This is a genomic window from uncultured Peptoniphilus sp., assembly GCF_946998875.1.
In the GTDB taxonomy this organism is placed as follows: Bacteria; Bacillota; Clostridia; order Tissierellales; family Peptoniphilaceae; genus Peptoniphilus_A.
This window is the reverse complement of record NZ_CAMQAY010000004.1, coordinates 1-13573: the sequence shown is the minus strand read 5'-3', so window position 1 is coordinate 13573 and position 13573 is coordinate 1. Positions and strand designations below refer to the sequence as shown.

13 protein-coding genes, 1 riboswitch and 1 other annotated feature are annotated in these 13573 nt (G+C 33.0%); of the genes, 4 read left to right on the top strand and 9 right to left on the bottom strand.

Features of this window, described 5'->3' with window-relative positions:
• Positions 1-295: 295 nt before the first annotated feature.
• Positions 296-408: riboswitch (SAM riboswitch) on the top strand.
• A 32-nt stretch (positions 409-440) separates the two neighbouring features.
• Complete coding sequence (locus Q0U74_RS02760; RefSeq protein ID WP_297392577.1) at positions 441-755, top strand: hypothetical protein; 315 nt, start codon at positions 441-443, stop codon at positions 753-755.
• Positions 756-971: 216 nt separating this feature from the next.
• Positions 972-1940 (top strand): LysR family transcriptional regulator, encoded by a 969-nt coding sequence (locus Q0U74_RS02755; protein ID WP_297392576.1) that lies wholly within the window; start codon positions 972-974, stop codon positions 1938-1940.
• Between the two features lie 31 nt (positions 1941-1971).
• Here the strand turns inward: Q0U74_RS02755 and Q0U74_RS02750 are convergent, their stop codons facing one another.
• From Q0U74_RS02750 to Q0U74_RS02715, 8 genes are all read right to left on the bottom strand, one after another.
• Positions 1972-3234, bottom strand: a complete 1263-nt coding sequence (locus tag Q0U74_RS02750) for a S1C family serine protease (protein ID WP_297392575.1) — start codon at positions 3232-3234, stop codon at positions 1972-1974.
• Positions 3235-3406: 172 nt separating this feature from the next.
• Positions 3407-4264 (bottom strand): MetQ/NlpA family ABC transporter substrate-binding protein, encoded by an 858-nt coding sequence (locus Q0U74_RS02745; RefSeq protein ID WP_297392574.1) that lies wholly within the window; start codon positions 4262-4264, stop codon positions 3407-3409.
• Positions 4265-4321: 57 nt separating this feature from the next.
• Entirely contained in the window at positions 4322-4972 is a 651-nt protein-coding gene (locus Q0U74_RS02740; RefSeq protein ID WP_297392573.1) for a methionine ABC transporter permease, read from the bottom strand.
• Positions 4973-5977: a methionine ABC transporter ATP-binding protein gene (locus tag Q0U74_RS02735; RefSeq protein WP_297392572.1), complete on the bottom strand. Its 1005-nt coding sequence runs from the start codon at positions 5975-5977 to the stop codon at positions 4973-4975.
• A gap of 34 nt (positions 5978-6011) precedes the next feature.
• Positions 6012-6238 (bottom strand) — a binding site (T-box leader).
• Positions 6239-6293: 55 nt separating this feature from the next.
• Complete coding sequence (hcp, locus tag Q0U74_RS02730) at positions 6294-7898, bottom strand: hydroxylamine reductase (protein ID WP_297392638.1); 1605 nt, start codon at positions 7896-7898, stop codon at positions 6294-6296.
• Positions 7899-8094: 196 nt separating this feature from the next.
• Positions 8095-8655, bottom strand: coding sequence for a TlpA disulfide reductase family protein (locus tag Q0U74_RS02725; RefSeq protein ID WP_297392571.1), 561 nt, complete (start codon positions 8653-8655; stop codon positions 8095-8097).
• Positions 8648-9544, bottom strand: a complete 897-nt coding sequence (locus Q0U74_RS02720) for a 4Fe-4S binding protein (RefSeq protein ID WP_297392570.1) — start codon at positions 9542-9544, stop codon at positions 8648-8650. The genes Q0U74_RS02725 and Q0U74_RS02720 overlap by 8 nt, the downstream gene beginning before the upstream one ends.
• Complete coding sequence (locus Q0U74_RS02715; protein ID WP_297392569.1) at positions 9537-9683, bottom strand: CD1871A family CXXC motif-containing protein; 147 nt, start codon at positions 9681-9683, stop codon at positions 9537-9539. The genes Q0U74_RS02720 and Q0U74_RS02715 overlap by 8 nt, the downstream gene beginning before the upstream one ends.
• A 433-nt stretch (positions 9684-10116) precedes the next feature.
• On the opposite strand from Q0U74_RS02715, the gene Q0U74_RS02710 reads away from it, so the two are divergent.
• Both Q0U74_RS02710 and megL read left to right on the top strand, forming a co-directional pair.
• Positions 10117-11502: a Na+/H+ antiporter NhaC family protein gene (locus Q0U74_RS02710; protein ID WP_297392568.1), complete on the top strand. Its 1386-nt coding sequence runs from the start codon at positions 10117-10119 to the stop codon at positions 11500-11502.
• A gap of 94 nt (positions 11503-11596) precedes the next feature.
• Positions 11597-12799, top strand: coding sequence for a methionine gamma-lyase (gene megL / locus Q0U74_RS02705; RefSeq protein ID WP_297392567.1), 1203 nt, complete (start codon positions 11597-11599; stop codon positions 12797-12799).
• 118 nt (positions 12800-12917) lie between these two features.
• On the opposite strand, the gene Q0U74_RS02700 is transcribed toward megL, so the two are convergent.
• Positions 12918-13412 (bottom strand): hypothetical protein, encoded by a 495-nt coding sequence (locus Q0U74_RS02700; protein WP_297392566.1) that lies wholly within the window; start codon positions 13410-13412, stop codon positions 12918-12920.
• Positions 13413-13573 lie beyond the last annotated feature (161 nt).

The window sequence follows — 13573 nt, the reverse complement described above, 5'->3', positions numbered from 1 at the left end:
AGCAGCCTTAGTTTCTCTTTTCAGAGTGAAGATTGGTATAATTTTATTATTAATCTTAGGAGTTATGGGGTGTCCCAAAATCATTTTGTTAAATGACAATTGCTATCATTAACTGTCCTTATTATATTATAGAATTTTTTATTTGTAAAGGGTTTTTGATAAATTTTATCAATTTTATATTATGAGAATTTATTTAAAAAATTTCTCCTTATATTTTCTCAAAAATTTTTTGAGTCAAATTAAATTTTTCTTTAAGATAAAACTTATAAAAATTTTTTCTTGTGCTATAATTAAATTACCATAGAGAGAAGGCTAGAGACAAGCTCATTGACCCTTCAGCAACCTGCCACTGGCAAGGTGCTAATGCTTGGATGATGGATACATATTTGCATCCATCTTTGATGGGTGCTTTTTTCTTCTCTAAATTTAAGGAGGAAAATATGTTATTAGAAGTTTATTACAAAAATTACGCAAAAAATTGCAAGGGAAAATATTGGGAAGAAGAAAGGTCTCTGCCCTATATAGTTTTTGAAAGGGATTTGAAAAAAAGAAATGCCTTTTATGGATATTTAACATCAAGAGCTTTTAAATGTGTAAGTTGGAATTATTCCTATCCTGCCATTTTAGTAAATACTAAATTAATGCGCTTTGGCATGATAAATAAGGCTGCAAAATATCCATCAATTGACGAAAAAAACTACACAATTGATGAATTTAAAGAAGAAATTTTATCAAAAATTAATTTTGAAGAATAAAAAATAATAAAAATTTGTAAAAAAAAAAGCACCCAAGGAGGTGGGTGCAAGGGGATTCCGGTAATTGTGATATTAAGGAAAAAAAGCTGGTAAACTATAAGGGATTCTTAATAAAATATTTCACAATTAACTTGTACATAGTATATAATAAAATTATCACAAAATAAATTAAGAATTATTTGTATAAATCACAAAATATTTTTGATAGGAGGACTTATGAATTTCGAAAGTATTTATTATTTTACAGAGCTTGCCAAGACACTTAATATGAATGAAACTGGCGAAAAACTTTATATATCTCAACAAACTTTATCTAATCACATAAAAAGGCTGGAAGACTACTACGGCACAAAATTATTTTTCAGAAAGCCAAAGCTAATGCTCACTCCCATTGGAGAAGAGTATTTAAGCTATGCTGAAAAACTTTTAACTGCTGAATCGGATATGATAAATAAAATTCGCGACATGGAAAGCGAGGACAGGGGCAAGTTAATAATTGGCGCATCTTCTCCCAGGGCGGACATTTTTATTCCATCAATTATTGAAAAGTTTACAGAAGAGTTTCCCCAAGTTGGACTTGTCCTTTACGAAAAGCAGTCTAATGACCTGGAAGATATGTGCCTGGAAAACAAACTTGACATAGCCATTAGCATTGATGAGAATTATAAAAATGAAAACCTAAAGTCTCGCCTCCTCTTTGATGATAAATTATACCTCTGCGTAAGCGACAGACTTTTGGAAAAGTATGTTGATGATCTTGAAGCTTTAAAGGAAAAGTCCTTTAAAAAAATTGACTTAAGGGATTTTGAAAAAGTTCCCTTCCTCCTTTACACTCAGGATAACAGAATAAGGAGCCTAATAAATCAAAGCTTTAAAAATACAGGAGTTAGACCTATTGACTACATCGAGACAGCTTATTCTAGAATTGCCCTTGCCATTTGCAACAAGGCCCTTGCCGCAGTTTTTATTTCCCAAATGAATATAAAAAGATGGATGGAAGAATTTGGCGATGACATAAATATTTTTCCTCTCTATGTAAAAAATAAACCTGTAAGTCTTGGCATCTACGCCATAAAAAATAAAAATCGCTACATCACAAAGTACGCAAAGAGATTTGTTGAGCTTTTGGAAGAATATTTTGAATCAATTAATGCCGAAAAATTAGAAAAAATTGCAAAAAAATAAAGTGGCACCAAGAGGTGTCACTTTTTTAAATTTAAAATCCATTTTCAAATTCTTGTCTAAATCTGTTAAATAGATCTTGCTCTTCTTCTTGTCTCTTTTGATATTCCTTAGCTCTTGCTTCTTCTTGTGCCTTAATATCCTTTTGGGCTTCCTTGTCATTTTCTATAGAGTAATTAGAAAACTTAACTTCAGTTTTTGCTTCCTTACCCTTTCTTACATAAGTTACTTCAGCGCTGTCTCCTTCTTGATATTTATAAAGAATTGACTTAAGAGCGTTGTTATCTGTAACTTCGTCCTTGCCAATTTTTGTTATAATATCTCCAGCAAGGAGTCCTGCCTCTGCTGCAGGTGAACCTTCATAAACCTTGTAGACAAAAATTCCCTTATCAACATCAGTCTTGCCGTTAAATACTTGTGCTGCCACATTTAAATTCATTGTTAGCATGCCCATGGAAATTTCCTTGTAGCTTCCTGTTTCGATTACTTGTTTTACAATTGGCTTAATAAAATTAATTGGAATTGAAAAGCCAAGTCCCTCTGCAGATTGAACCTTTACAGTGTTGATGCCAATGACTTCACCTTCTGCATTTAAAAGTGGACCGCCAGAATTTCCCCCGTTAATTGATGCGTCAGTTTGGATAAGTCCAGTCATATATCCGCCACCACTTACTGCACCAACATATCTATCTAGTCCAGATATAATTCCTTGAGTTACTGTTTGAGAAAATTGTAGTGAAATTGGGTTTCCAATTGCAATTGCTGCATCGCCTATGGAAAGTGCATCGGAGTCACCAAGTGTTGCCACATTTAATTTTTCCTTTGTATTTATTTTTACAATGGCAAGGTCAACATTTTCGTCTGCCCAAATAGTTTTGCCTTCAATGTCCTTTTCATTGTTAAGTCTAACTGTTACATCTTCAACGACCTTGTTGTTTAATTTTACAACGTGAGCATTGGTAAGGATGTAGCCCTTTGGATCTACAATTACACCAGAGCCTACGCCTTGGACTTGGACTTGACCAAAGAAGGATTGTTGCACTCCCTTAGTTGTAATTCCAACAACTGATGACATTGACTTCTTTGCAACAGCAGAAGCAACGCTCATATTGTCCTTGGCTGAAATTGTAATATTAGAAGCTTTTTCATTGGATGTATTTGAATTTGTTTGTGGCAGCAATTTATAAGTAGTTATTGCTGAGCCAATTATTCCTCCAATTAGTGAAAAGACTAGGGCAATTATTACAAGGATTTTTCCCTTGCCAGAATTTTTATTTTCCCATCTATTATTATCCATATTATTCCTCCTATCGATTTTGATACTTTAATATTAGTGTGTTTGTGTGAAAAATTGATGATTTTATTATCAAAGATTTTTGAAATATTTTTATTTTTTCTATAAAATTTAGGAGAAAAATTTATAGGAAAATTTACCTGCAAAAAAAGAGACTCCACAGAGCCTCTTAATCTTATTCTCCAAAGGCAGGTATTACTGCGCCCTTGAATTTTTCTTCTATTAACTTTTTAGCTGCATCTGAATTTAAAATTTCAATGAATTTTTTGAATTTTTCTTTTCCAGCATCTTCTTTTCTAATGGCAATTAAGTTTGCGTAAGGTGAATCCTTTGGTTCTAAGAAAATTGAATCCTTAGTTGGGTCAAGTCCTTGTCCAATAGCAAAGTTTGCATTTATAACTGCAGCTCCAGAATCTTTATAAACTTGAGCAATTGATGGTGCATCCATTGCTGTGAATTTTAAATTCTTTGGATTTTCTGCAATATCTTTTTCTGTTGAATTAAGGTTTGTCTTGTCCTTTAACTTAATAAGGCCTGCATCTTCAAGAAGTATTAAGGCTCTTGCTCCATTACTTGGGTCGTTAGGAATAATAATTTCTGCTCCATCTTCAATTTCATCAACTGATTTGTATTTTTCAGAGTATATAGCCATTGGTTCAATGTGAACATATCCAAGTACATCAAGATCTTTAATTCCTCTTTCTTCTACAAAGCTGTCAAGATATGGTTTGTGTTGGAAGTAGTTTGCATCAAGATCTTTTGCTTCTAGTTGTAGGTTTGGTTGAATGTAATCATCAAAATTTACAACTTCAACATCAAGTCCTGCCTTGTCAAATTCATCCTTTAAGCCTTCAATGATTTCACCATGAGGTGTAGGTGACACGCCAATTACAATTTTGTTGTCGCCATCTTTAACTTCTCCTGCTACTTTGTTGTTTCCTTCTGCCTTAGCTTCTTCCTTCTTTGCTCCACCACAAGCTGTTAGTGTTAGAGCTAGCACTAGTGAAAGTGCCAAAATAATTTTCTTCTTCATTTTTTTCCTCCTAAATTTTTTTATTTATATTAATTCTAAGAAACTTAGAAATAACACCTATCTTTTATCTATATTATCTGCGATTTTATTTCCAATAAATTGTACAATTTGCACAAGAATTATAATTACTATTACTGCTGACCAAAGTATTAGCGGTTCATTTCTTTGGTAGCCATACCTGTTGGCGACATCTCCTAGTCCGCCACCACCCATGACACCAGCCATAGCAGAATAACCAATTACATTAATAAGCGTCATAGTTATTCCACTGACAACCATAGGCATTGCCTCTGGGATTAAAACTTTAAAGATAATTTCTTTATTAGTTGAGCCCATGGATTTTGCTGCCTCTATGATACCTGAATCCACTTGAATAAAATATCCTTCCATTAACCTTGCCACAAAGGGAGCAGCTGAAAGTGAAAGGGGAATTATCATTGCCGCTGTCCCATAAGATTTTCCAACAATTAATCTTGAAAGTGGAAATACAACTATCATGAGGATTACAAAGGGAAAGGACCTCAAAACATTTATTATTCCATCAAGTACGGAATAGACTTTTGCGGACTCATTGAGACCGCCTGGCCTAGTATTTGTCAAAATAATTCCCAGTGGAAGACCTATTAAGAGGGCAATAATTGTTGATGCCAAAACCATAACTAGGGTCTCTGGAATAGCTGGTAAAACTATATCTATTATTCTTTCCATTTAAAGCACCTCCACATTTACATTATTTTCTTTTAAAAATTCAATTGCCTTTTTTCTCTCTTCTTCCTTTCCAAGAATCTCAACTGTAAGATAGCCAACGCTTGAAATATTTAATTTGTTAATATTTCCTGAAAGAATGGATACATCAACATCAAATTTTTTCACACAGTGTGAAAGAATTGGCTTGTCATAATTGTCGTCGGCATAGGATAGTCTCAAGACATCTCCCTTGTAGTCGGCTCCATTTAAATAGCCTTCATCAACTTCATCTTCCAAGTTCTTTATAAAGGACCTTGTCACAGAAGTTTTTGGATTTTTAAATAGCTCTTTTGTTTCATTTTCTTCGATGATTTTTCCAGCCTGCATTACAGCAATTCTGTCACAAATTTCCTTTGCCACTTCCATTTGGTGAGTAATCATAATTATTGTCATGTTGTATTCTTTTACAATTTTCCTCAAAAGATTTAAAACAGATTTAGTATTTGCTGGGTCCAGGGCTGATGTACCTTCATCTGAAAGAAGAATTGATGGATTTGTGGCAATGGCTCTTGCTATGGCTACTCTTTGCTTTTGTCCACCAGATAATTCTCTTGGATAAGAATTTTTCTTTTCCTTTAAGTCTATAAAATTAAGTAACTCATCAACTCTCTTATCAATGTCGCTTTTACTTACTCCTGAAATTTCTAAAGGAAAGGCAATATTTTCTGCCACTGTCTTTTGCATAAAGAGATTAAAATATTGAAAGATCATTCCAATATCCTTTCTCGCAGCCCTAAGTTCCTTCTCATTTAAGTTAATAATGGACTTGCCGTCAATTAAAATTTCTCCACCAGATGGCTCTTCTAGTCTGTTGATGCATCTAACAAGAGTTGACTTGCCAGCGCCAGAAAGACCAATTACGCCGTAAATCTCTCCTCTATTTACTTTGAAAGAAAGGTCATCTAGGGCTCTAAAAGTTCCATCCTCACTTTTAAAATCCTTACTTAAATTTTTTACTTCAATCATTTTTCCTCCATAAAATAAAAAAAGAGCCTTCATCCATAAGGACGAAAGCTCGTGTTACCACCTTAATTTATCACTTCCTCACGAAAGTGACCTCTTCAAGTACTATCATACTCTACTTCTATAACGGGAAGACCCGTAAATACCTAATATCGATATTTCCTAGAGAAGGCCATGTTCACATAAAACTCATCCACTTCTTTCACCAAAACGAAGCTCTCTTTGCTCAAAATTTTAAGTTACTCTTCTTCTCAAAAAGTTTATTAACAAATTGTTTTTTTATTATAAGGTGAAAAAAATAAAATGTCAAGGCTTTTTATTAAATTATTAAATTTTTTATATCATCTTCAACATTTGTAATGCCAGCAATATTAAATTTCTCCACTAAAACATCTGTAACATTAGGAGATAAGAAGGCTGGAAGACTTGGACCAAGGTGAATATTTTTTACACCAAGTGAAAGTAATGCAAGTAAAACTATAACAGCTTTTTGTTCATACCATGCAATATTGTACACAAGCGGAAGATCGTTGACAGATTCCACTCCAAAAGCATCAACTAGGGCAAGGGCAATTTGAATTAAGGAATAAGAATCGTTACATTGACCTGCATCTAAAACTCTTGGTATGCCATTGATGTCCCCTAGATTTAATTTGTTATACCTATATTTTGCACAACCTGCTGTCAAAATCACTGTAGACTTTGGAAGCTTCTTAGCAAATTCTGTGTAATACTCTCTATCAGCCATTCTTCCATCGCAGCCAGCCATGACAATAAACTTTGTGATGTCACCATTTTTTACAGCTTCAATAACCTTGTCGGCAAGTTCCATGACTTGACTGTGAGCAAAACCACCAACTATACTTCCCTTTTCAATTTCTTCTGGAGCCTTGCAAGTCTTTGCAAGTTCAATTATTTCTGAAAAATCCTTGTGACCCTTTTCATCTTCTTCGATGTACTTGCAGCCAGGGTATCCTGCAGCACCAGTTGTAAATAATTTATCTTTATAAGAATCCTTTGGAGTTACGATGCAATTTGTCGTCATTAGTATTGGTCCATTAAAGGCTTCAAACTCATCTCTTTGCTTCCACCAGGCGTTGCCATAGTTTCCCACAAAGTTTTCATATTTTTTAAAGCTTGGATAATAATTTGCAGGAAGCATTTCTGAGTGAGTGTAAATATCCACTCCAGAATCCTTAGCTTGTTCAAGTAGCATTTCAAAATCCTTTAAGTCGTGACCAGAAACTAAAATTCCAGGCTTATTTCTTGTGCCAATATTTACATTACTTATCTCTGGATTGCCATAAGTCTTTGTGTTTGCCTTATCAAGTGTAGCCATGGCAAGATATCCCATAGAACCAGTTTCAAGAGTAAGAGAGACTAATTCGTCTAGGCTTTTTTCTCTTAAAAGTTCAGCCATTGTAGTTAAGATAAAATTATTTACCTTCTCACTTTCATAGCCCAAAACTTTTGCATGTCTCGCATAAGCAGCCATGCCCTTTAGTCCATAAGTTATTAGTTCCTTTAAACTTCTTACATCTTCATTTTCTTCAGCTAAAATAGAAACTTCGCCTGAACTTATTTTTTCCTCTATTTCAGAAAAATCCTTTGATGACCACTTTGCAGCATGGCTATAATTTTTATCTTCTCTCATAGAATTCATCAGATCAACAGTCTCTACAATCCTATCTTTAATTTGCTCATCATCAAAATTTGCATTTGTAATAGTTGTAAATAGATTTAAAATAACTCTGTCCACAACTTCTTTATTTTCCCTTTCACTTTTTACTGCAATTTCAGAAAGTCCCTTAGAAATCCAAATCAAAAAATCTTGCAAATTTGCAACATCACTTGTCTTTCCGCAGACACCTCTTTTTAGGCAGCCAGAATTTTTAAAAGTCTCTTGACATTGAAAACAAAACATACTCATAATTATCCCACCTTTTAAATTTGTAAGTTCTAACTTCTAAAATAATTATATTAAAAAAATTAAAAACTTTCTGTTGCATATGCAACATTTAAAAATTTTATCTACAAATAAAAAAAAAAAAAAAAGACCCATGCAAGCATGAGTCAAAATAGGTGTATCAATGAGGATTTATTATCTTAAGCTAAAGAATTTATTTTCCTTCCTTAGCAATTATTTCGTCAATTTTTTTGTATAGTTCATCAATTTTATCTTGTGAGCCAAGGCTTATGTTGTCAATAATTTTTCCGTCTCTTCCAATTAAAAGAGTTGTAGGAAAAGCTGTCAAATTTTTGAGATAAGAGTCGATTTCTTCGGAAGGTTTTACAGCAAGATTAGGATACTTAACTCCCTTTGCTTCAATAATTTTTTCAGCCTCTTCTTTAATTTTTTTATCTTCATAAGTGTCAAGGCAAATTGACATAACCTTAACATTTTTGTCCTTTAGTTCTTCAGAAATTTTTTGTAGAGTAGGCATTTCATTTATGCAGCCCTTGCAACCTGTAAACCAGATGCTCATTATTGTAACAGGACTGTCTTTAAAGACATCACTACTTACTGGATTGCCCTTGAAATCTACTGCGTCGAATTTTGGGAAGGCATCTCCATTTGATAGAGTTGGTCCTTCAGGTGCCTTGCTTGTGCAGGCTGTAACTGCTAAGGCTAAAAATAAAACAACAAAAATTTTACTAATACTCTTAAAAATCTTATTCATATCTTGCTCCTTCTTCTAAATTATTATCTATTTTATTATTTTTAAATGAGGTGGAAATCGCAGATGTTGGACAAGCTTTGATGCAGTCGCCACATCTTATGCACTCCAAGGCTCTTTGATTTTTTGACATATCTACATCCATTTTACAAATTCTCTTACATTTTCCGCAAGAAATACAAGAATCATTTACATGGTATTGATAAAAAGAAAATTTATTAGTTAATGCGTAAAAGGCACCCAGTGGGCATAAGTATTTGCAAAAAGGTCTGTAAAAGAATATTGAGAGTAGGATTATTAGACCGAGAATTCCTGACTTTAGCAAAAATAAATTGCCAAGTGCTCCTCTTATACTTTTGCTTGCCAGTGAAAGAGGAATTCCTCCCTCTAGTATTCCCTGTGGGCAAAGGTACTGACAAAAATATGGAGATGCAAAACCTAGTTCATCTGTCAGAAATACTCCAAATAACCAAACTACAAAGATTAAAATAAAATACTTGATGTACTTTAAAAAGCTAAATCTTCTAGTGCTAAATTTTTTCGATGGAATTTTATGAATTAAATCCTGAAAAAATCCAAAGGGACACAAAAATCCACAAATAAATCTTCCAAACACAGTTCCAAATAAAAGCATGAGGCCCGTCACATAGTAGGCAAAATTAAATTTTGACGACCCTACCACAGCTTGAAAGGATCCTATTGGGCATGATAGAGCTGCACCTGGACAGGAATAACAATTTAGTCCTGGCACGCAAGCAGCTTTCATCTTGCCTGTATAAATAGTTCCCTTAAAAAAATTTGGAATATGTAAATTTGTTAGTAGAGCAAAAGAGCCTTGCACGAGATTTCTTTTTTCTCTAAATTTTTTAAAAAGATTTTTTAACTTATCCAATCCCAACGCACTCCAAACATATTCTTATAGCTTTTGAAAGCACAGTATCAACTTCTCCTCTATAAACTCCCAAAATAATAAAGGCAATGGACAAAGCCAACATCGCGTATGAAAATTTTCTATTCACAATTTCTTTCATATTTTCACCTCACAGATAGTATAGCATTTAGCATGTAAAGATTATGTTAAGAAAAATTTATTTTTTAAATTTTTTTAATTTTTTTAAATTTATTTATTATCAAGCCATAAACTCCCCTCAAGTCTTTAATTTTCATAATACCCATCAATTAGTCTATCTTATTGGTATGCAATCGTTATTCTTTATAAATTTTATCTTAATAAATTATTAACATAATAATTAATTAAGTCTTCACAAAATCATTTAATAACAGTATAATTAAGTTAAAGGTAATTTAAATTTTTTATTTACATATTATTAAAATTGTTTTGAAAACGATATTATTAGTAATTTACCTTTAATTCTTTTTAAGGAGGCTGATGCTAAAAAGATATAAGTAATAAAGTTCGTAGAGAAATCTTGTTTTATTTTTGTTAAATTTGAGGAGGTATCTATGGAAAACAAAAATTTAAAACCTAAGGCTAATGGCGCAGCACTTCTACCTTTTATAGTTTTCGTGCTCGTATATCTTGCTACTGGACTAATTCTTAACGCAATGGGCGTTGAAATGGCATTCTATCAAGTAGCAGCACCCGTATGTATTTTGCCAGCTATTATTTTGGCATTTATTATGTTTAAAGGTTCTATGGACGACAAGTTTAACGACTTTGTTCGTGGTTGTGGAGACGAAAACATAATTATCATGTGTCTTATCTACATACTAGCTGGAGCTTTTGCAACAGTTTCTAAAACTTCTGGTGGAGTTGACTCTGTTGTAAACTTTGCACTTTCTCTAATTCCTGTACAATTTATTACAGCTGGCATTTTCTTAATCAGTTGTTTTATTTCTATCTCTACAGGAACTTCAGTAGGAACTATTTCAGCTGTTGGACCAATAGCCGTTGGCGTTGCTACAAAGGGTAACCTTCCACTACCACTTGTTCTTGGAGCCCTTGTTGGTGGAGCAATGTTTGGTGATAACCTATCTGTTATTTCTGATACAACAATAGCTGCAACAAGAACACAAAATGTAGCCATGAAAGATAAATTTAGAGCAAATATTAAAATTGCTATCCCAGCAGCTATTATTACCTTTGTTATTTTATTAGTTGTTGGAAAACCTGAAGGCGAAGTTAAGCTAGATGATTTGTCTTATAATTTTATACTTATAATCCCATATCTTTTCGTATTAATTACAGCCCTTGCAGGAATGAATGTATTCTTAGTATTAACTAGTGGTATCATCCTATCAGGTATAATTGGAATAATCACTGGCGGACTTACTATGATGACTTTTGCTCAAAACATCTTTGCTGGATTTAGTGGAATGTTTGAAATTTTCTTACTATCACTATTAACTGGAGGACTTTCCTATATGGTATCTAGTAACGGTGGTATTGAGTGGCTCGTTCAAAAAATTAGAGGCTTTGCTAAAGACGTTAAATCAGCAGAAGTTTCAATTGCTCTTTTAACTCTTGTAACAGACGCTGCAACTGCAAACAACACTGTTGCAATTATCATTGACGGCCCTGTTGCCAAAGAAATTTCTAGGGACTTCAAAGTAGACCCAAGAAGATCTGCTTCCTTCCTTGATACATTCTCTTGCGTAATGCAAGGTATAATTCCTTATGGTGCACAAATTTTAATCGCAGCTGGACTTACTAAAGAACTTGGAGCCCTAGCTGTATCCCCTGTTCAAATTATTCCATTTTTATGGTATCAAGCACTACTTGCTATATTTGCGATTATTTCAATCTTTGTTAGATTTGCAGATTCAAAAGACCAATGGGATTTTGAAAATGATGTGCCACTAGTAGAAACTAAGGGAAGCGCAAAATAATTAAGATAAAAAATTTTGATTTGTTTTATAAAAAGAATTAAAGATTTATTTAAGAAAAATTTTAGATTTAATAGATTAAGAAAAGGAGATATTTATGAATAGTAAAGACGAACTTAAGAAAATGCATTTTGAAACTAAAGCAATTCACGGTGGATACGAAAAGAATAAATTTGGTGCTCTAGCAACTCCAATTTATCAAACATCTACATTTATATTTGACGATGCAGAACAAGGCGGTCGTAGATTTGCCCTAGAAGAAGATGGTTACATCTATTCAAGACTTGGAAACCCAACTAATGCACAAGTAGAAGAAAAGGTTGCGCTACTTGAAGAAGGCGAAGCTTGTGTATCTGCAGCATCAGGTATGGGCGCAATTACATCATCAATTTGGCCATTCGTAAAATGTGGCGACCACATGATAGCAGCAAAGACTCTTTACGGATGTACTTTTGCTTTTTTAGAACACTCAGTATCAAAAATGGGCATTGACATTGATTTCGTTGACATAACAAATGTTGACAACATCATAAATGTTATGAAAGATAATACAAAAATTGTTTACTTAGAAACACCAGCTAACCCTAACATGGACATCTGCGACATAGAAGAAGTTGCTAGGAGAGTTCACGAAAAGAATAAAGACACTTTAGTAATCGTAGATAACACTTATTGTACACCTTATATCCAAAGACCACTTACACTAGGAGCAGATATTGTAGTTCACTCTGCAACTAAATATTTAAATGGTCACGGCGATGTTATTGCTGGCTTTGCCATTGGTAGAAAAGAATTAATAGACCAAGTAAGACTAGTAGGAATTAAAGACTGTACAGGAGCTGTACTTGCACCATTTAATGCTTATCTAATCCTTAGAGGAATGAAGACACTTCAAATTAGAATGGATAAGCACTGTTCTAATGCAATGAAAGTTGCAGAATTTTTGGAAAAACATCCAAAAGTTTTGAGCATCCAATATCCAGGACTAAAATCCTTCAAATATTACGATGTAGCTAAAAAACAAATGGCTCTTCCTGGTGCAATGATTGCCTTTGAAATTGAAGGTGGAAAAGAAGCTGGCGCTAAACTTATGAATAGCGTTAAACTCTGCACTCTTGCAGTATCACTTGGCGACGCAGAAACACTTATCCAACACCCTGCTTCAATGACTCACTCTCCTTACACAGCAGAAGAAAGAGCAGCAGCAGGCATCTCAGAAGGCTTAATTAGACTTTCTGTTGGACTTGAAAATGCAGATGATATTATAGAAGATCTAAAACAAGCTTTAGACCAAATCTAAAAAATTTAAAAGGGATTACATTAAGCTCTTTAAATATAATATGCAAAAACCCTAAAGTTGAAATTTATTCAACCTTAGGGTTTTTTTAATAAAAATATGAAATTTATTTTATAAATTCTTATTTAGAATTTTCCTTCTTATCCCTTCTATAGCCAAGAAAAGCAATTAAAACAACAATGACTAAATATTTAATAAGATTATTTCTTGTTCTCTCATTAACTTCAGACTTAACATCAATTTTTATAGGTTCTTTTTCTAAATCAATTTTTAATGAATTATTGTATTTAAAATTGCTAGCCACAGTATCAATTGATTTATCTTCAGTCATAAAATTGTCGTCAAGATTATAGCTATCAAAGAAAATAGATTTAGAATAAACAAATACATAAAACTTATCATTTTTTAACTTATAAACATATAACTTGTTGTAATTAATGTCTTCCTTTAAGTCTAAGGAGTAATTATTAATCTTTTCTTTTTCAAGAGTCATCTTATTATTATTTTCAATATTCTTCTCCTTTATGGTGTAAATTTTATAACCATTAAGAGTAAAAAATAAAATAAATATAATTGCAGCAAGGTAAAATACAAAATAAAACTTTTTCTTCAACATATATTTCCCCCAATTATTTTTAATTATAACATAATTTATTAACAAGAGATAAAGTGAGTTAAAACTTTAGAAAATAAAAAAATCTGTAGAATAAGTCTACAGAATAAAAAATGGTGACCCATGCGCGATTCGAACGCGCGACACCTTGATTAAAAGTCAAG